The 17,506-nt window shown below is 65.2% G+C and carries 18 protein-coding genes; 5 read left to right on the forward strand and 13 right to left on the reverse strand.

Features of this window, described 5'->3' with window-relative positions:
- Window positions 1-51: 51 nt before the first annotated feature.
- A complete protein-coding gene (locus tag AC0IYS_RS29885) occupies window positions 52-1,053 on the reverse strand; it encodes an alpha/beta fold hydrolase (protein WP_471708577.1) in 1,002 nt (333 codons plus the stop codon).
- A gap of 178 nt (window positions 1,054-1,231) precedes the next feature.
- Here AC0IYS_RS29885 and AC0IYS_RS29890 point away from each other — a divergent pair, with 178 nt between their 5' ends.
- From AC0IYS_RS29890 to AC0IYS_RS29900, 3 genes are all read left to right on the forward strand, one after another.
- Complete coding sequence (locus AC0IYS_RS29890) at window positions 1,232-2,137, forward strand: LysR family transcriptional regulator (RefSeq protein WP_471708578.1); 906 nt, start codon at window positions 1,232-1,234, stop codon at window positions 2,135-2,137.
- A 157-nt stretch (window positions 2,138-2,294) separates the two neighbouring features.
- A complete protein-coding gene (locus AC0IYS_RS29895; protein WP_471708579.1) occupies window positions 2,295-2,510 on the forward strand; it encodes a hypothetical protein in 216 nt (71 codons plus the stop codon).
- A 37-nt stretch (window positions 2,511-2,547) separates the two neighbouring features.
- Window positions 2,548-3,315, forward strand: a complete 768-nt coding sequence (locus AC0IYS_RS29900) for a GIN domain-containing protein (protein ID WP_471708581.1) — start codon at window positions 2,548-2,550, stop codon at window positions 3,313-3,315.
- 98 nt (window positions 3,316-3,413) lie between these two features.
- On the opposite strand, the gene AC0IYS_RS29905 is transcribed toward AC0IYS_RS29900, so the two are convergent.
- The 11 genes from AC0IYS_RS29905 to AC0IYS_RS29955 all read right to left on the reverse strand — a co-directional run bounded on the left by AC0IYS_RS29905 (window position 3,414) and on the right by AC0IYS_RS29955 (window position 13,512).
- Window positions 3,414-4,184 carry a LytR C-terminal domain-containing protein gene (locus tag AC0IYS_RS29905; RefSeq protein WP_471708582.1) on the reverse strand — a complete coding sequence of 257 codons (771 nt, stop codon included), beginning with the start codon at window positions 4,182-4,184 and terminating at the stop codon, window positions 3,414-3,416.
- Between the two features lie 13 nt (window positions 4,185-4,197).
- Window positions 4,198-5,133, reverse strand: a complete 936-nt coding sequence (locus AC0IYS_RS29910) for a type II secretion system F family protein (RefSeq protein ID WP_471708583.1) — start codon at window positions 5,131-5,133, stop codon at window positions 4,198-4,200.
- Window positions 5,134-5,143: 10 nt separating this feature from the next.
- A complete protein-coding gene (locus tag AC0IYS_RS29915) occupies window positions 5,144-6,121 on the reverse strand; it encodes a type II secretion system F family protein (RefSeq protein WP_471708585.1) in 978 nt (325 codons plus the stop codon).
- A gap of 5 nt (window positions 6,122-6,126) precedes the next feature.
- Window positions 6,127-7,473 carry a CpaF family protein gene (locus AC0IYS_RS29920; RefSeq protein ID WP_315222002.1) on the reverse strand — a complete coding sequence of 449 codons (1,347 nt, stop codon included), beginning with the start codon at window positions 7,471-7,473 and terminating at the stop codon, window positions 6,127-6,129.
- A 16-nt stretch (window positions 7,474-7,489) separates the two neighbouring features.
- A complete protein-coding gene (locus AC0IYS_RS29925) occupies window positions 7,490-8,662 on the reverse strand; it encodes an AAA family ATPase (RefSeq protein ID WP_471708587.1) in 1,173 nt (390 codons plus the stop codon).
- A gap of 9 nt (window positions 8,663-8,671) precedes the next feature.
- Window positions 8,672-8,950, reverse strand: a complete 279-nt coding sequence (locus AC0IYS_RS29930) for a hypothetical protein (RefSeq protein WP_471708588.1) — start codon at window positions 8,948-8,950, stop codon at window positions 8,672-8,674.
- A 19-nt stretch (window positions 8,951-8,969) separates the two neighbouring features.
- The gene (locus AC0IYS_RS29935) at window positions 8,970-10,427 is read right to left on the reverse strand and encodes a type II and III secretion system protein family protein (RefSeq protein ID WP_471708589.1); all 1,458 of its coding nucleotides are present in this window, start codon (window positions 10,425-10,427) and stop codon (window positions 8,970-8,972) included.
- 7 nt (window positions 10,428-10,434) lie between these two features.
- Window positions 10,435-11,265: a Flp pilus assembly protein CpaB gene (cpaB, locus tag AC0IYS_RS29940; protein ID WP_471708590.1), complete on the reverse strand. Its 831-nt coding sequence runs from the start codon at window positions 11,263-11,265 to the stop codon at window positions 10,435-10,437.
- Window positions 11,262-12,635, reverse strand: coding sequence for a P-loop NTPase family protein (locus AC0IYS_RS29945; RefSeq protein WP_471708591.1), 1,374 nt, complete (start codon window positions 12,633-12,635; stop codon window positions 11,262-11,264). Before AC0IYS_RS29945 ends, cpaB begins: the two co-directional genes overlap by 4 nt.
- Before the next feature lie 100 nt (window positions 12,636-12,735).
- Window positions 12,736-13,266: an A24 family peptidase gene (locus AC0IYS_RS29950; RefSeq protein ID WP_471708592.1), complete on the reverse strand. Its 531-nt coding sequence runs from the start codon at window positions 13,264-13,266 to the stop codon at window positions 12,736-12,738.
- 60 nt (window positions 13,267-13,326) lie between these two features.
- A complete protein-coding gene (locus AC0IYS_RS29955; protein WP_471708593.1) occupies window positions 13,327-13,512 on the reverse strand; it encodes a Flp family type IVb pilin in 186 nt (61 codons plus the stop codon).
- A 488-nt stretch (window positions 13,513-14,000) separates the two neighbouring features.
- Here AC0IYS_RS29955 and AC0IYS_RS29960 point away from each other — a divergent pair, with 488 nt between their 5' ends.
- A complete protein-coding gene (locus AC0IYS_RS29960; protein ID WP_471708594.1) occupies window positions 14,001-15,044 on the forward strand; it encodes a GGDEF domain-containing protein in 1,044 nt (347 codons plus the stop codon).
- A gap of 17 nt (window positions 15,045-15,061) precedes the next feature.
- Here AC0IYS_RS29960 and AC0IYS_RS29965 read toward each other — a convergent pair whose 3' ends face one another.
- Window positions 15,062-16,282, reverse strand: coding sequence for an HD-GYP domain-containing protein (locus tag AC0IYS_RS29965; RefSeq protein WP_471708595.1), 1,221 nt, complete (start codon window positions 16,280-16,282; stop codon window positions 15,062-15,064).
- Window positions 16,283-16,417: 135 nt separating this feature from the next.
- Between AC0IYS_RS29965 and AC0IYS_RS29970 the strand changes: the two genes are divergently transcribed.
- The gene (locus tag AC0IYS_RS29970) at window positions 16,418-17,350 is read left to right on the forward strand and encodes a LysR substrate-binding domain-containing protein (protein ID WP_471708596.1); all 933 of its coding nucleotides are present in this window, start codon (window positions 16,418-16,420) and stop codon (window positions 17,348-17,350) included.
- The last annotated feature ends 156 nt before the right edge of the window (window positions 17,351-17,506 follow it).

The following is a 17,506-nucleotide window of genomic DNA, read 5'->3' on the forward strand; positions in this document are numbered from 1 at the left end:
TTTTTGTACCGTGTTGGAGGACCGCCACCGGCGGCCCTCCCCTTGCCACGATCAGGACTTGGCGAACGCCAGGAAGTCAGCGTTGAACTTCTCTTTATGCGTGTCGGTCAGCCCGTGCGGCGCGCCGGGATAGACGATCAGCTTGGCGTGCTTGACGATGGCGGCCGAGGCTTTGCCGGCGGCGTCGATCGGCACGATCTGGTCGTCGTCGCCGTGGATCACCAGGGTCGGCTTGTCGAACTTTTTCAGGTCTTCACGGAAATCGGTCTCCGAGAACGCCTTGATCGAATCGTAGGTGTTCTTGTGGCCGGCCTGCATGCCCTGCGCGGTCCACGAGTTGATCAACCCTTGCGAGACCTTGGCGCCCGGACGGTTGAAGCCGAAGAACGGGCCCGAGGCGATGTCGATATACAACTGGGCGCGGTTGGCGACCGAACCGGCACGGATGCCGTCGAACACTTCGATCGGCAGGCCGCCCGGGTTGGTGGCGGTCTTGAGCATCAGCGGCGGCACCGCCGAGATCAGGCCCAGCTTGGCGATGCGCTTGGTGCCGTGGCGGCCGACGTAACGCGCCACCTCGCCGCCGCCGGTCGAAAAGCCGGCCAGGATGACGTTCTTCAGGTCCAGCTTTTCGATCAGCTGCGCCAGGTCGTCGGCGTAGTGGTCCATGTCGTTGCCGTCCCATGGCTGGCTCGAACGGCCGTGGCCGCGGCGGTCGTGGGTGATGACGCGGAAGCCGTTGTTGGCCAGGTGGAAGGCTGCCGATTCCCAGCTGTCGGCGTTCAGCGGCCAGCCGTGGCTGAGCACGACCGGTTGGCCGGTGCGCGGACCCCAATCCTTGTAGTAGATCTCGACGCCGTCGCGGGTGGTGATGGTGCTCACCGAGTGCGCCACCGGGCCGCCTTTGACGACGGGAGCGGCTTCGGCTGCGCCGGTCATCGTTGCCAGCGGCACGGCGACGGCGGCGACAGCGGCCGCCGCGGCGCCGGCGCTGCTGAACAAAGCGGTGCGGCGGGACAGGTTGACAGTGGTGGTTTCAGCGGCGTTGTTCATGATGGTCTTCCTTTTAGTTAATATGAGGATATAAATGTCTGTGCTACGATTCTTTGCAAGTTTGGCCTTGCGATGGGATGAATCTTAGGCCCGACGCCGCGTTTGTGGAACAGACAGCCTTGCAAGCCCGCTTTGCAGAAATGCACAGTCCCCCACTTTCACCCCTACGCCGACACAGATGCCAAGCAGTAACGATTTCGACTGGAACGACATTCCGCTGATCCTGGCGCTGGCCCGCAGCGGCAGCATGAGCGCCACCGGGCGCCAGCTGGGCGTGGACGCCTCGACCATCAGCCGCCGCATCGCCGCCGCCGAAAAAGCCCTGAAACTGCGCCTGTTCATCCGCGACAACACCGGCTACCAATTGACCGACGCCGGCCGGGTCTTCGTCGCGCACGGCGAGACCGTCTACGGCAATGTGGAAAGCATGCTGCAAGCGTCGTCGCAGGAGGCCGACGCCACCGCCGGCCCGGTCAACATCACCTCGATCGATTTCCTGTTCGACTACTGGCTGCTGGAGCACGTGCCCGAATTGCACGCGCAACATCCGCATCTGCAGCTGACCTTGCAGGCGGAGAACCAGAACCTGTCGTTCACGCGGCGCGAGGCCGACTTCGCCCTGCGCATGGGCAAGCCGGGCGAGGACGCCGCGCTGGTGATGCGCAAACTGGGCGATCTGGGCTTCGCCGTCTATGGCCACCCCCGCTACGCCGACACGCCGCGCGCCTGCTGGGGCACGCAACCGTGGATCGCCTACGACGACGCCCTGGCCGGCACCGGCGAGATGCAATGGCTGGCGGCGATGGCGCCGCAGCCGCGCCGCGTGCTCAAGGTCAACAGCCTGAGCACGATGGTGCGCGCCTGCCGCGCCGGGGTCGGCATGGCGCTGCTGCCGTGCATCATGGGCGAGCCCGAAGGCTTGCGCCGCATCGGCGCCGGGGTCGAGGTGCGGCGCGACATCTGGCTGCTGAGCCATCGCGACGCCGGATCGATCGCCCGCTTCAAGGCCGTCTCCGCCTGGCTGACGCAGCTCTACGCCAGCCACCAGGACCTGCTGTGCGGCGCGGGCCTCGACAACGGCTGATCCCGCCGCCCGATCGCGGCGCGCCAATGCCGAATTAGCCGCCAAATCGCAGTCTGGCCCCTCCTTTTTGCAGTTCGTCACATCCCGGTGGCTGGCCGGATGGCCCTTGTCTATAGTTCACTCAACGCAACGAACTATTCAACCCAAGGAGCTCAAAATGAACATCGCAAAAAACATGGAAGCCATCTTCCTCGCCGCCATCGTCGTCGCCGGCGCCACGTCCTTCGCCACCGCCGCCGTGCCGACAACGCGCGCCGCCGCGCCAGCCACCGCGCCGACGGCGGCGCTCATCGCCAAGGCCGACAGCAGCGCCATGCCGGTGGTGACGGTCACCGCCAAGCGCCTGACCGCCGCCGAAAAAGCCGCACTGTAATACCACCGCAATCCCACAGGCGAAGATGGAGCGCATCATGAAAAAATATCTGAAGGCCGCGATGCTGGCCACGGTGTTGTGCAGCGGCGCCAGCGCCGCGCTGGCCGCGGACGTCATCAGCGAGAGCCGCAGTGTCGATGCGCGCGCCGTCAACGTCGATCTCGATGGCGTCATCAGTCTGAAGATCAAACAGGGCGCGGTGGCGTCCCTGACCTTGTACGGTGAACCGGAGGCGCTGAAAAAAGTGACGGTGCAGCAGACCGGCGACACGCTGCGCATCGGCACCGTCAAAAACAACACCATCAACATCGGCGGCAAAAAGGATTTACGCGCCGAGCTGACCTTGCCGAATCTGCGCGCGCTGGTATCGGGTGGCGTGGGCGCCACCGAAGTGACGGGATTCAGCGGCGACAACCTGCGCCTGGCATTGGAAGGCGCCGGCGCGGTGAAGGTCAACGCGCAATACCGCAATGTCGACGTCAAGCTGGGCGGGGTGGGCGGCATGACCGTCAACACCGGCAGCAGCGATAACGTCGAACTGCATCTTAACGGTGCTGGCCGCATAGAGATGATCGGCCAGACCAGGCAATTGAACGCCAGCCTCGGTGGCGTCGGCAGCCTCGATGCGCAGCAGCTGCGCGCCGAAACGGTGGACGTCAACATGTCGGGCCTCGGCAGCGCCTCGGTCTATGCGAGGAACACCGCCAATCTCAAATTGAGCGGTCTCGGTTCCGCCACCGTGTATGGCAACCCGACCAATCGCAAGTCCGTCGCCAACGGCTTGGGCAGCGTGAGCTGGCAGTAAGGAATGCGCTGAAGCGCTTGTGTAGCGCCAGCGGCAACAGGAAACACATGGGTGTGTTTTTTCCGTCCGGGAGGATGATCTCCACCCGGACGGTTTTTTTATTTGAAGCGGACGTCCGCTGTGGCGTCGTGTCCGATGACGATGCGCATGTCGGCGCGGGGCGACTTTTCGTTTTTCGCTTTCAGGGGCAGGCCCAGCCGCTCCGACAGCGATTCCGCAACCACTTGCTGCTCGCGCTGGTATTCGATGCGGCTGACCGGCACGTCGAAGTTCTTCACATTCGTCAGCCGTACGGTCTTCAATCCGTCCACGTTCAACGAGCGCGCCAGCCGCGCGGCGGCGCCGTTGACGCCATTGCCGTTGCTGATTTCAAGACGCACCGGCGCGGGCAAGGCCGGCATCGCCGCCGTGGGACTGGCCGGCTTGCCCGGAACTGGCGCCGGTACCGGCATCGCCGTCGCCCTGATCGTTGGCGCGACGCGCAGCACCTCGACCAACGCGGCGCCGAGCTGCCGCACCTGGGTGCGCGGCATCGCCGCAAAAGGGTCCGGCTCGGGCGCGGCCGGTTCCACGGCTTTTTCCCGCAGCAGCGCATAGTCGCGCCGGACATCGTGCGCGCGCAAGGTGGCCGCCTGCTCATACATGGTGCGCGCCCGCTCGCGCTGGCCGTCCGCGTCCAGCGCCGCCGCCAGCGCTTCCCATTTGGCCGCGTCCATGGGATCGGACAGGCAGTCCCGCTCCAATGCCGTGATGACCCGGCCAGCCGGCGCCGCGGCCGGTGGCGGCTGGATCGGCGGCGCCTGCGTCCGCGTGCCGCCGCATGCGATCAGCAACAAGCCGGCGACTGTCGCCAGTAGTGATTTTTTCATTTCGAACCTCCCGTCAACGCGCCATGCCTGGCAACACCGAGCGATAAATCTGTATCCCCGCAGGGCCGATCAACACCAGCATCAGCGTCGGGAAGATGCAGAAGATCAGCGGGAACAACAACTTCAACGCGATCTTCGCCGCCGCCTCCTCGGCCTGCACGCTGCGCTTGCCGCGCAGATTATCCGAATGCACGCGCAGCGAATCGCCCATGCTGGTGCCGAAGCGCTCCGACTGGATCAGCATCGCCACCAGGGTGTCCACATCCTCGACGCCGCTGCGCAGCGCCAGGTTGCGCAACGCCCGCTCCTTGCTGAAGCCGGCCCGCATCTCCATCAGCACCAGCTGCAGCTCCTGCGCCAGCGCCACGCTCTTGATGTGGATCTCGCCGGCCACCTTGGCCAGCGCGCGCTCCAGACTCAGGCCGGCCTCCACGCAGACGGTCAACAGGTCCAGGGCGTCGGGAAAGGTCTCGAAGATCTCGCGGCAACGGCCGGCGGCCCTGCGCGACAACACGAAGTTCGGCAGGTAGTAGCCGATGCTGGCCGCCAGCAGCAGCAGGAACAGGAATCCCTTTTGCGGGACGGCGCTCAGCATCGTCATCGCCAGCAGCGCGGTCACGCCGGGTAGTCCCAACGCCAGTAGGCTCTTGGCGGCGAAGTACAGCGACGGCGCCGACGGGCTGCGCCAGCCGGCGTTCATGAAGCGGGTGCGCAATGGCGAGCGCTCCCACCCCTCCTCCGGCAACGACAGGCGCGAAAACGGCTGCGCCACGTGCGCCATCTTCTCGACCCAGCCGCCGGTCACCTCCGGCATCGCGAGCTCCGGCTCGACCACCTCGGTCAACCGCTCGCGAACCTGCACCGGCGAAAAGATTTTCAACGCCAGCATGGCGATGCCGACGACGACGATGAACACGATCGCCAAAAAGAGTATGTGCTGTCCGTCCATGCCGTGCTCCTTATATGCGGATGCGTATCAGTTTGCGCATCCATAAAATACCGCCCACCGCGACGGCGCCCGAATACCACATTAGTCGAACGCCGATCGGATCGGTCCAGAGAACCCGGATATAGGCCGGATTCAACACCGACATCAACAACAGCACCGCCAGCGGCAGAATGCCCAGTATCCAGGCCGACATCCGGCCCTCGGCCGACATCACGCGCACTTGCCCCAGCAGCTTCAGGCGGGCGCGTATCAGGCGGCTGATATTGCCCAGCACCTCGGCCAGGTTGCCGCCGGATTCGCGCTGTATCAGCACCGCGATGACCAGGTATCGCAAGTCGGTCAGCGGCACGCGCACCGCCAGGTTGTGCAGCGCCTCGTTCATCGGCACGCCGTAGTTGATCTCCTCGTAGGCGAATTTGAACTCGCCGGCGATCGGTTCCGGCATTTCCTCGCCCACCATCTGCATCACGTTCGCGAACGAGTGGCCGGCGCGCAGCGCGCGGCCGAGAAAGTCCGCCGCCTCCGGCAATTGCTCCTCCAGCTTGGACAGGCGCTCGCGCCGCGTGCGCATCAGCAGTATCCACGGCACCGCCATCGACAGCGCCACCCCGCCCCACGCCGCCAATACCGGCATATCGAGCACCCGCACGGCCACCACGCCGGCCACCAGCATCACCAGCGAGCAGCCGAGAAATTGCGCCACCGACCATTGAACGCCGGCCTGCAGCAGCAGATTGTCGAGCGCCCCCAGACGGGCGATGCGGCGCAGCTGCTTTTCCAGCGCCGGCCAGCGGCTGTAGGTGCGCCGTTTGAGGATATCGACCCGTTCGACGCCGCCCTCGCCCCGCTCGGCCATCAGCCGCAGGCGTTTGGCGATGCGCCGCGCGCCGCTGCCGTGGGCGCCGGACCACCACAGCCACGCGCCCTCGACCAGCAAGATCACGGCCGCGAACAGCAGCACCACGAAGGTGGAGAAGATGGCGTCCATGGCGCTTACTCGTAGATCCGGTCGGGATCGAAGACGGAATCGGGTACCGGCACGCCGAACATGCGCAGCCGCTCGGCAAAGCGCGGCCGCACGCCGGTGGCGGAAAAGGCGCCCTGCACCTTGCCGTTGGCGTCCACGCCTTTTTGCTCGTAGCGGAAGATCTCGTGCATCGCGATCACCTCCCCTTCCATGCCGGTCACCTCCTGCAGGCTGACCAGCTTGCGCGTGCCGTCGGTCAGCCGCGAGACCTGCATCACCACCGTCACGGCGGCGCAGATCTGCTGGCGCGTGGCGCGCGAGGTCAGGTTCACGCCGGCCATGCTGACCATGTTCTCCAGCCGCGCCAGGGCGTCGCGCGGGGTGTTCGAGTGGACCGTGGCCAGCGAGCCTTCGTGGCCGGTGTTCATCGCCTGCAGCATGTCGAGCGCCTCGGCGCCGCGCACTTCGCCGAGGATGATGCGGTCGGGCCGCATCCGCAGCGCGTTGCGCACCAGCGAACGCTGATTGACCTCGCCCTTGCCCTCGATGTTGGGCGGGCGCGTCTCCAGCCGGACCACGTGCGGCTGGCGCATTTGCAGTTCGGCCGCGTCCTCGATGGTGACGATGCGCTCGGACGCCGGGATGAACCCGGACAGCACATTGAGCATGGTGGTCTTGCCGCTGCCGGTGCCGCCGGAGATCAGGATGTTGATCTTGGCGTGGCCCAGCGCCTTGAGCACCTGCACCATGGGCGGCGTCAGGCTGCGGTTGTCGAGCAGGTTTTCGATCGTCAGCGGGTTGACCGAAAAGCGCCGGATCGACAGGATGGGACCATCGATCGCCAGCGGCGGGATGATGGCGTTCACGCGCGAGCCGTCCGGCAGGCGGGCGTCGACCATCGGGCTCGATTCGTCCACCCGCCGGCCCACCCGCGAGACGATCTTCTCGATGATCTTCATCAGGTGGGCGTTGTCGTTGAAGGTGACGCTGGTGAGCTCCAGCCGGCCGGAACGCTCGACATACACCTTGGCGTGGGTGTTGACCAGGATGTCCGACACCCCGGGATCGGCCAGCAGCGGCTCGAGCGGGCCGAAACCGAGCATCTCGTGCTGGATGTCGAGCACCAGGTTGTGCCGCTCGTGCTGGTTCAGCACGATGCGCTCCTCCTCGATGATGCGCTGGACCAGCAGCGCCAGCTCGTGCTTGAACTGCTCCGGCGTGAGCCGCTGCAACCGTTCCAGGTCGATCCGGTCCATGATCGTCTGGTGCATGCTCTTCTTCAGTTCCTGGTAGGCCGCCGCCGCCAGGCCGGGCGGACCGTTGCTGCCTTGCCGACCGTCCTCGCCGCTGGCCAAACGCTCGCGTAAGCTCATTTTCTGCTCCAGCAAATCAATCGTTGTCGGTGCGCCCGAACAGGCGGTCGAACAGGCCCTTGCTTTCGGAAACGCGGCGCGCCGTCACCAGTTCCACCAGGTCGGCCAGGCTGCGCGCCACCGCGCTGCTGCGCGACAGCTGCAGCACCGGTATGCCCTGGTTGACCGAGTCGGTGGCCGACATGTAATCGTTGGGCACCGTGTGCATCACTTCCGCGCCCAGCGCCTGTTCCAGGTCCATCAGCCGCAGCTTGCCGCCTTTTTCGTAGCGGTTGACGATCAGGCGGGTGCGCTCGCTCGGATAGCCCAGCGAGCGGAAGATGTCGAGCAGGCGGCGGCCGTCGCGGATGTCCGGCAGCGCCAGTTGCAGCACCGGGTAGATGGCGTCGGCCTGGTCGAGCGCGCGCAACGAAATGGCGTCGATCTGGCGGCCGACATCGAGCACGATGTAGTCGTAGTGCTGGCGCGCCACGCGCAGGATGGTGTCCATGTGCTCCGGCTTCATGTCGACCAGGTGGTTGGGATCGTCGGCGGCCGCCAGCACGCCGAAGTTCGAGGCCACGTGCACCAGGCAGGAATCGAGGAAGGAGCCGTCCATGCGGCTGATCTGGCCGCAGATGTCGGACAAGGTCATCGCCGGCTTCTGGTCCGACACGTACAAGGTGGCGTCGCCGAACTGGCCATGCAGGTCGATCAGCAGCACCTTCTTGTCGGCCAGCGCGGCCAGCGCGTAGCCGAAATTGGTCGACAAGAACGTGGCGCCGCTGCCGCCCTTGCAGGAGATGAAGGCCAGCACCTTGCCGTCGCGCATCTGGCTCACGCCGGCCGCCACCTCGATGCGGTCCATCGACTCGTGGAAGGCCTTGTGCACCAGCGGCAGCTGCAGCACTTCGCGCATGCCGGCCCGCATCGCGCGGATCAGCAAATCCTGCTGCGGCTCGCGCGTCAGCAGCATGAACGAGGCCGAAGGATAGGTCTTGCCGAGACGTTCGACCAGGTCGGCCTCGCCGGGTTCGACGTCGCTGGCGTCGAAGATCACCAGCTCCGGCGACTCCGGCAACTGCCGTTCGACGGCGTCGCGCAGGCCGTTGCGCGACGCCACCAGCTGCACCGCCGGCATGCGCGCCGAACCCTGTGCGGCGATTTCCGCGTGTAGCAGGGCGTCCCTGCTGATCATCAGTGCTTTCATGGTCGGGCCTTATTTAGCGTCGCTGCTGATCATGAACGTCGGCGCCTGCGGGGCGGTGCCGCTGAAGGTGCGCTGATACCGTTCGTAGGCGCCGTGCGCCGCCTTGCCGTTCATGCCGGCCACCGGGTCGGCGTTGCGACGCGCGTTGGGATCGATGATCTGCTGCGCCATCGCGGTGCGGGTGCTGCTGCCGAACTGGCTGTCCCACTGCGGCGTGGTCTTGCCCAGCGGCGTGTTGACGCAGGCGGCCAAGGTGCATGCCGCCAGCATGCTGAATAAAATACGCATAGTGATTCCTAAGAGGTGATTAACGTTTGTCGGTGGTCGGCGATGGCGCCGGCGCAGTCACGGGCGGCGGCTCGCCTTCCATTTTCCCGCCGAGGAAGAGTCGCGCGCGGCTTGGCGCGGTGGCGCCGTCGGTCGGCAGCTTGTAATCGGCCGGCAGCGGCTTGACCAGATGCGGTGTGACCACAAACAGCAATTCGGTGCGGTCCTGCTGGAAATCGGTGCTGCGGAACAGCGCACCGAGCACCGGTATCTCGCCCAGTATCGGCAGGCCGTGGATATTGGTGGTGCGGTTGTTCTTGATCAGGCCACCGATGGCGAAGCTCTGGCCGTCGAACAGCTCCACCGTGGTGGAGGCGCGCCGCGTCGTGATCAGCGGCAGGACGGCGCCGCCGGAGAAGCCGGCCGCAGTGATGCCGACGCCCTCGCGCGATATCTCCGACACTTCCGGCGCCACCCGCAGGTTGATGCGGCCGCCGGCCAGCACCGTCGGCGTGAAGCGCAGGCCGACGCCGAACTCCTTCTCCTCCAGGGTCACCTTGTTGTTGTCCTGCGCGACCGGGACGAAGATTTTGCCGCCGGCCAGAAAGCTGCCTTCCTGGCCGCTGATCGCCATCACCGTCGGCTCGGCCAGGATGCGTACCATGCCTTCCTTCCGGTCCGCGTCGACGCCCACACGGTTGCCGTCCGGGCGGCCCATGCCCAGCATCCCTTTCAGCGTGCCGCTGAAGAAGTTCGCCGCCAGCGTGGTTTGCCAGCCGCCGCCGCCGACGCTCACCAGCAGCCCGGCCTCCAGCTTGTCGAGCAGCGTCTTGGACACTTCGGCGATCTTCACCTCCAGCATGACCTGCTGCGGCGCGCTGACGTTGAGGAAATTGACGATGCGCGTGCCGCCTGCCGTGGCGCCGCCCCTGGCTTCGGCGGGCGGCGCCGGCGCGCCTTTTTCCGCGACGGCGGCCGACAAGTGCTGCGCCGGCCGGCGCACGAACGCCGCCGCCAGATCCAGCACGCGCGCGGCGGTCTGCGCGTCGTCGACCATGCCGCTGATGACCAGCGTGTCGCCGGCCGCGCTGATGTGGATGTTTTTCTGCTCCGGCATCAGCGCGGCGATCGACGCTTGCAGCGCCGACGGATCGATGCCGACCACTACTTCGACCACGTTGCACATGCCGCTGCGGCCCTGCACGATCATGTTGCTGGTGCCGATATCGACGCCGACCACGTACAGGGTATCCGGCGCCACCAGCATCGCCTGCAGCACGGCCGGATTGCCGACGCTGCGCGCCTGCACCGGCTCGGGCATGCGCATCAAGGTCGACTTCCCCAACTGCAGCGTCATGCTGCCCGGCGCGGCGGCCTGGCCGCTACAGCGCAAGCCCCGGCCTTCGGCAGGAGAATCGGAGGCCGGGGTGGCCGCCTGCAGCGGGAGCGTTGCCGCCGCCAGTACCAGCAGCGTCGCGGTGCGGAGTGGATTTTTCATGGCATCCTCACAGACATTCCTGCGTGCGCTGGGTGCCGACGATAACGCCGACACAAGCGCGCGCGCGCGGGGCTGCCGCCACCTGGGGGCGCGGCCTGGCCGCCACCGCCGGTTCCGGCGCCGGCTCGGCGGGCTTGGCGACGATGCCGAGCAGCGAGGACTTGGTGGCGCCGTCCGTGATGCCCGGACGCGGATCGACCTGGTTGCGCAGCACCAGCGACAAGGTGCCGACACTGCGCGCCAGGTCCAGGTTCTCCGCCTGCGAAGGCGTCACTTCCAGCGTGACGGCGTTGACCACGCGCGGCTTGGTCTCGTCGCGCCCCACCTCCTGGGCGACGGCCAGCACCAGTATCCGTTCCAGTACGATCTTCGAGATGGCGTTCTCGTTGCCGTTTCCCGACGACTGCGTGTTGACGAGGATGTCGACGAAATTGCCCGGCAACGCGAAGCCGGCCACGCCCACCACGTCGTTGACCCGCACGGTGATGGCACGCTTGCCCTCGGTGATCAGCGCCGACAGCCCGCCCACCGTGCCGGTTGGCGCCAGCTTCATTTCGCTCAATGGTTCGTCGCGCAGCACGCTGGTTTTGAGCACGCGCCCCACCAGCTTGGACGCGTCGGTCAGCGCGCCGCGCGGCAGGTTGTCGGCCGGCCAGTCGAGCGACTTCATCATCTCCGGCGTCAGCCGCTGACCGAGGCTGACATCGGCGGCGGCCACCACGATGCGGTTGGCCGTCGTCGGCGTCTGCCGCAGCAGCCAGCGCGACGCCATCAGCACCGCCCCCAGTCCGAATATGACGGCCAGCGCCATCATCCACAGTGCGCGCCGGTTTTTCATAGGATGTGTTGGGCCAGTTGGTCAACGGAGTCGCCGCGGTCGATGGCGGCCGGCCGTTCGCCGCAGGCGAACATGCTGCTCCAGGCCTGGTCGATGGTGGCGACGGTCAGGCGCGGCGACTCGCCGTTGAAGCCGGCGAAATCGACGATGCGGCCGATGATCTCCTGCGGGCCGCTGGCCAGCAACGGCAAGGCGCTGCCCGCGTGCAGTTCGTCGACCAGATAGCGCAGCGACGGCTCGTCGTACGCCACGCCAACGCTCAGGCAACGCTGGCGGAACAGCGTGCGGTAGTTGGCCGCGCTCAGCGCGCCGACCGCGATCTTGTAGCCGACGCGGCGCAGCGCCGAGGCGTCGAGCAGCGCGTCCGGCGCCTGGCTGGTGGCGAACAGGAGCCGCATCCGGCACGGCGCGCTGAAATGGTAGCCGCCCGCCAGCGACAACTGGCTGCGCTGCAGCTCCTGCGCCTGCGAGAAGCGGTTGAACAAATCGGTGGACGACATGCGCTGGCGACCCAGGTCATCGACGATCAGCAAGCCGTTGTTGGCCATCAGCTGGGGCGGCGCGCGGTAGCAGCCGTTGGGCGTGTCCGGCTGCGGGTCGAGCATGTCCTCGCTCAAGTCGCCGTCGAGCGCCACCACGGGCCGCTGGCACAGCACCCAGCGCGGATCGCTGCTGCGCCGCTCGGGCGCCTGGCGCACCTGGCGCGACAACGGCGCGCGGTGCAGCGCCGGATCGTAGACCTGGATGATGTCCTGCCCCACCATCAGCGCGTGCGGCACGGCGACCAGGCCCTGTTGCATGGCGCCGAGGCGGCGCGCCAGGGTCGACTTGCCGCCGCCCGACGGGCCGTAGAGCAGCATGGTGCGGCCCGAGTACATGGCCGCGCCGAGCATCTGCTGCACCGACGGCGGCAGGAAATCGTCGGAGAATTCGGCGGCCAGATCGTCCGCGCACAGCTGCGGCGTGTGGCCGGCCTGGCGTTCGACCATGGCGCGGTAGGCCTCCAGGGTGACCGGCGCCGGGCCGACGTAGCGGCAACGCTCCATCCACCCGCTGGCGCGCTGCTTGCCGGCCGCCGTCAACTGGTACTGGACGTCGATGTCGGATTCGCCGCGCCACGCCACCTCGGCCACATGCTCGGCCACCAGGAAGTCGAGCGCCTCGCGCAGCACGTTGATCGACAGGTGCAGCTTGGTGGTGAGCACCGGCAGATGGGTGCGGCCGCCGACGTAGATGGCCTTGGCGATGAGCTCGACAATGAGCTGTTGCGGCAAGCCGGTGTCGCGCAGGGTTTTGGGCTGCGGCGGCAACGCGTGGCCCGGCTCGGTCTCCGCAGTGGATGCATAGGGTGAGGGATCGAGGCTGAGCATGGCGGTCTCCGCGGACTGAATTGTTTCATTGAGGAATCAAGTTTATCGGGCGGTGCCCGGCGGGCATTGATGCGCAGCAAAGTCGGACCAAGCGTGCCGGTCAGCGATGCGCCCACGCCACAAAGCCGCCGGTGCCCAGCGCGATGGCCACGCCATAGGGAATGCCGCCGACGCTGCCGATCGAGGCCAGCGGCACGGGCGCCAGCGGCAGCCCCAGCAGGCGCCACATCAACGGTTTGCATATCAGCACGACATTGCGCCAGCTCTCGCGCCAACGGCCGCTACATACCAGCATCAGGACGGCCATGCCGCCGCCGATCAGGTAGGCCAGCACGCCGATGTGCAAGGCCGCCTGCGGCCCGACAAAGGCGCCGACCATGGCCATCAGCTTGACGTCGCCGGCGGCCATGCCACGCAATAGATAGAGGGGAAGGAATAAAAAAAAGCCGGCCAAGGTGCCGGCCAGCCATTGCGATACGGGTGCCCACTGCTGCCCGCCGAGCAGATGCAGTATCATCGCCAATAGCAGACCGCTTAAAATGAGGACATTGGGAATCTTGCGCATGGCCAGATCGGTCACCGCCGCCTGCGCGACCAGACAGATCAGAATGACTTCGATGGCGTTTAGCATGGTGGCTTTCGGACGAAAAAATGGCTTTCCAGCCGGGGGACGACTGGAAAGCCAAGCGGTTTAAGTCGTTGCGTCGGTGATCTTGGAACCGATGGTCTGGAACGCAGACTCCAGCACCGGCGTCAGGAAGGCGAACGCGGCGACGACAGCGGCGACCATGGTCGCCGCGATCAGACCGTATTCGATGGCCGTGATCCCGTCCTCGTCCGACGCAAACGCCTTTGCTGCTGCGATAAGTGAGTTCATGATGTACTCCCTAGTTGAGTCGATTAATAAAAAAACCTCTGATACGGACGGCCGGCCTGCAGACCGCCGTTTCCGCGCCATTGAGGTCACTATAGGACTAGCAGCTTTATGGGAATTGACTTGACGCAAGTTTTCTTCAAGGAACTATTTTGGTCGTTTTGCTCAAACAAGCGCAGTTGAAGCGCTTGGGCACTGGCGTAGGTCAAACCACTCGTTGTTGCCCGCGAGTACGCTGAAGGCGGCCCGGGACTCGGCTTTGCTGTAGGAAAATGGTTGCAAGAATGGTTGCAATAAGCGTCAAGGACATTTTTTTTCGCACACAAGAATTGCCTTGATTGCAAAAAGCTATTATCCTGCTTAGCTGTTCTTTGGAAAGGCCCCGTATTGCTTCTTTACCGTGCGCCTGACTATCAGAGAAATCGTGCTTGATAGGCGTGAACAAAGCGTGGCTGACCGCAAGGTTGTGTGTTAATTTTCCAGAGAAGAAAATGGATTCCCTACTGAAACACATGGTGGACATGACCGGCCACCGAGATCACACGATGCTCGACATCTCCGTGATTTCGGCGGTGCAGGAGCTTGCCCGCGCGAGTCAGGCCCGCGTGCTGACCCTGGCCACCGTGCGCGGCAAGGTGTTCGTGCGGGCGCGCGCCATCGTCGTCGCCGGCGAGCCGGCTTGCATGGTCGACAACACCGACCTGCACAATCCCGGCGAGCCGATCGAGAATTTCCCGGCGCTGGCGCACTGCATCGCCCACCACGAGTCCGGCGCCGACGTCGCCAACGAGGCCGGCGAGCACACGCTGTGGCTGCCGATCTGGCTGGGCGACAAGGCCGACACCTGCCTCGAGATCGTCAACCCGACGCCGTACACCAGCGACACCATCCATATCATCGGCGGCATCGTCAGCGTCTACCGCAACTTCCAGAACCTGCTCGACTACAGCGAGCGCGATTCGCTCACCGGCCTGCTCAACCGCAAGACCTTCGACGACCAGCTCTCCAAGATGCTGGCCGCCAGTATCGAGCAGGATTCGGTCACCTTGCCGGGCGAGCCGGAGCGCCGCCAGCACGGCGACGAGGAAAAGCAATGGCTGGCGGTGGTCGATGTCGACCATTTCAAGCACGTTAACGACCGTTTCGGCCATTTATACGGCGATGAGGTGCTGATCCTGATCGCCAACCTGCTCACCTCGTCGTTCCGCGCGCAAGACCGCGTGTTCCGTTTCGGCGGCGAGGAATTCGTCGTGCTGCTGCGCTCGACCACGCTCGACAACGCCAAAAAGATCATCGAACGCTTCCGCATGAACGTGGCGTCGCATGATTTCCCGCAGGTGGGCAAGGTGACGGTGAGCGTCGGTTTTGTCAGCATCAGCGCGCTGGAGGCGCCGGTGATCATCCTGGGACACGCCGATCAGGCGCTGTACTACGCGAAAAGCCACGGCCGCAACCTGGTGTGCCACTACGATGAGCTGCTCAGCGGCGGCCTGCTGCAGACCACCGCCTCGAACGACACGGCCGAATTCTTCTGACCGGCGGCTCGACGGCTTTACGCCAGGGTTAAAAACCGCATCGGATCGACATTCCACTTGGCCGCCGACTCGTGGCCGACGATCTTGTCGCCACCTCCAAAGCCCAGCCCGCGCGACAAATCGACCGTTTCCGGCTTGATGTACAGATTCTGCTTGGTGTTGAAGAAGACGTTCACCTTGGGCGCCAGCAGATTGGTTTCGTGTGGCTCGATCACCACACCGAGCCGGCCCGACTCCAGCATCACCATCGTCCCGACCGGATAAATGCCGACGCAGCGCATGAATTCCTGCGCGTACTGCGGATTGAAATGGAACTTGCTCCATTCATAGATCTTGCGCAGCGCAGCAGCCGCCGACATGCCTTTGTGATAACAGCGATCGGCAGTGATGGCGTCATACACATCGACGATGGCCGCCATTTGCGCCAGTTCGCTGATCTGTTCGTTCGCTTGCTTGCCGGGGTAGCCGCTGCCGTCGCGCCGTTCGTGGTGGTGCAAGGTGATGTCGAGCGGAATCGGCCCCACCTCGGGCGTCTTGCGCAGGATGTCATAGCCGTCGCGCGGGTGGCGCTTGATGATGGCGAACTCCTCGTCCGTCAGCGGTCCAGGCTTGTTGAGGATGGCATCGGGCACCAGCGCCTTGCCGGTGTCGTGCAACAGGCCGCCCAGGCCGGCCTGATGGGTAATATCGGCGTCGATATTGCGTGATCGACAAAACGCCACCAGCAGCGTACAGACGCTAACGGAGTGCAAAAACGTATAATCGTCCTTGGTTTTGATGCGCAGCAGGCCCACCAGCGCGCCCGGATTGCGCAGGATGGACTCGGTAATGCTCTGCACCACGGGCTCGACCTGGTCGAGTTCGATCGCCTTGCCCAAGCGGGCGTCCTGCATCACGGTGCGCACCAGGGTCGAGGCCTGGTGGCGGATCTGCACCGCGCGCCGCATCTCGTCGCCCAGCGAGACGCGCGTGACAATGGGCGTCTTGGCGGCGATGTCAACGATTTCGCGCTCGGTCGCCGCTTGCGCCTCGGCCAGCGACGGCGCGTCCTGCACGTCCAGGCCCCTGCCGCTGTCGATGACCACGTCATGGATGCCGGCGTTGAGGATCTTGCGGATTTCATCCTCGCTGGTCAGCAAAAACCGGTTGCGGACAAACGGGTGCGTCATCCAGTCGCAACTCAGGTCATGTATATACATGCCCACTTTGAGCTGGGATGAGTCGACTTTCTTTAACATACATGCACCCGCGAAAAGTCTGGAGGAGAGGACAATCTGAATTCAGTATAACAAATAGTTTCCTGTCAGGATCATATTTGCAAGTGTTACCATGTGTTGTCCATGACTATTCCGGGTCAAGCACCGCGCCGCACTATGGAACTACGCCAACTTCGTTATTTTGTCGCCATCGTCGACCACGGCTCGCTGTCGCGGGCGGCGCTGGTATTGCACGTGGCGCAACCGGCGCTGACGCAGCAGCTGCGCCAGCTCGAGGAGGAGCTGGGCGTGCAACTGCTGCACCGTTCGGCGCAGGGCGTGCTCAGCACCGACGCCGGCAAGATCTTCTACGAACACGCGCAAGCCATCCTCAAGCAGGTGGCCGACGCCCGTTCGGCCGTCACGCAGTCGGCCGAGCGCCCCAGCGGCAGCGTCACGCTCGGGCTGCCGCACAGCATCTCGGGCGCGCTAGCGTTGCCGTTGCTGACCGCCGCGCGCGCCACTTATCCGGAAATCACGCTGCAGCTGACCGAGGAACTGACCGGCAACCTGAGCGAGCAGCTCAAATCCGGCAGGGTCAACCTGGCCGTGCTGTTTGACGACGGCCAACTGGCGCAATTCGCCACAACGCCGCTGGTGGAGGAAGAGTTGCGCTTCATCTGCCGCGCCGACGCCGCCTTCGCGCTCGGCCAGGAGACGCTCAGCCTTGAGCAAACCCTGGGCACTACGCTAATCCTGCCGGGGCTGCAGCACGGCGTGCGTCCGCGCATTGAAAGCATGGTGCGCGCGGCCGGGCTCAAGCTTTCGAACGTCATCGAAATCAACTCCATCGCCATCCTCAAGTCGGCGCTGCTGGCCGACATGGGCGCGACCCTGCTGCCGTCGGCGCCGGTGCTCGACGAGCTGCAGCGCGGCACCCTGCGCGCCCATCCGATCCGTCAACCGGCGATTTCCCGCACGGTGGTGCTATGCGCCTCGAAAAACATCCCCCTGACCAACGCGGCCAGCGCCATCAGCCGGCTGGTGCAGCAAGTCAGCATGCAGCTGTGCCAGTCCGGCACCTGGCCCGGCGCCACCCCCATCCCCTAAACAATTGCTTCCGATCCGGGGTCAGGTCCACCATTTCTACACGGCCCCGACATTAGCGCCCCTTTTGCGGCGGTAAGGTAGAGCTTGTGTAGCATTGGTGGACCTGACCCCGGAGTTGCTTTGAGGGGTATCACTTTTTCTTATGCCCCGATTGGC

It is taken from the genome of Duganella sp. AC237 (assembly GCF_979254035.1).

What these genes read in the sequence shown, in the direction of transcription:
- AC0IYS_RS29890 (WP_471708578.1), top strand. Translation starts at nt 1,232, where the DNA reads ATGCCAAGCAGTAACGATTTCGACTGGAACGACATTCCGCTGATCCTG.
- AC0IYS_RS29935 (WP_471708589.1), bottom strand. Translation starts at nt 10,427, where the DNA reads ATGAAAAATCCACTCCGCACCGCGACGCTGCTGGTACTGGCGGCGGCA.
- AC0IYS_RS29915 (WP_471708585.1), bottom strand. Translation starts at nt 6,121, where the DNA reads ATGGACGCCATCTTCTCCACCTTCGTGGTGCTGCTGTTCGCGGCCGTG.
- AC0IYS_RS29885 (WP_471708577.1), bottom strand. Translation starts at nt 1,053, where the DNA reads ATGAACAACGCCGCTGAAACCACCACTGTCAACCTGTCCCGCCGCACC.
- AC0IYS_RS29950 (WP_471708592.1), bottom strand. Translation starts at nt 13,266, where the DNA reads ATGCTAAACGCCATCGAAGTCATTCTGATCTGTCTGGTCGCGCAGGCG.
- AC0IYS_RS29930 (WP_471708588.1), bottom strand. Translation starts at nt 8,950, where the DNA reads ATGCGTATTTTATTCAGCATGCTGGCGGCATGCACCTTGGCCGCCTGC.
- AC0IYS_RS29945 (WP_471708591.1), bottom strand. Translation starts at nt 12,635, where the DNA reads ATGCTCAGCCTCGATCCCTCACCCTATGCATCCACTGCGGAGACCGAG.
- AC0IYS_RS29955 (WP_471708593.1), bottom strand. Translation starts at nt 13,512, where the DNA reads ATGAACTCACTTATCGCAGCAGCAAAGGCGTTTGCGTCGGACGAGGAC.
- AC0IYS_RS29925 (WP_471708587.1), bottom strand. Translation starts at nt 8,662, where the DNA reads ATGAAAGCACTGATGATCAGCAGGGACGCCCTGCTACACGCGGAAATC.
- AC0IYS_RS29960 (WP_471708594.1), top strand. Translation starts at nt 14,001, where the DNA reads ATGGATTCCCTACTGAAACACATGGTGGACATGACCGGCCACCGAGAT.
- cpaB (WP_471708590.1), bottom strand. Translation starts at nt 11,265, where the DNA reads ATGAAAAACCGGCGCGCACTGTGGATGATGGCGCTGGCCGTCATATTC.
- AC0IYS_RS29970 (WP_471708596.1), top strand. Translation starts at nt 16,418, where the DNA reads ATGGAACTACGCCAACTTCGTTATTTTGTCGCCATCGTCGACCACGGC.
- AC0IYS_RS29920 (WP_315222002.1), bottom strand. Translation starts at nt 7,473, where the DNA reads ATGAGCTTACGCGAGCGTTTGGCCAGCGGCGAGGACGGTCGGCAAGGC.
- AC0IYS_RS29895 (WP_471708579.1), top strand. Translation starts at nt 2,295, where the DNA reads ATGAACATCGCAAAAAACATGGAAGCCATCTTCCTCGCCGCCATCGTC.
- AC0IYS_RS29905 (WP_471708582.1), bottom strand. Translation starts at nt 4,184, where the DNA reads ATGAAAAAATCACTACTGGCGACAGTCGCCGGCTTGTTGCTGATCGCA.
- AC0IYS_RS29965 (WP_471708595.1), bottom strand. Translation starts at nt 16,282, where the DNA reads ATGTTAAAGAAAGTCGACTCATCCCAGCTCAAAGTGGGCATGTATATA.
- AC0IYS_RS29910 (WP_471708583.1), bottom strand. Translation starts at nt 5,133, where the DNA reads ATGGACGGACAGCACATACTCTTTTTGGCGATCGTGTTCATCGTCGTC.
- AC0IYS_RS29900 (WP_471708581.1), top strand. Translation starts at nt 2,548, where the DNA reads ATGAAAAAATATCTGAAGGCCGCGATGCTGGCCACGGTGTTGTGCAGC.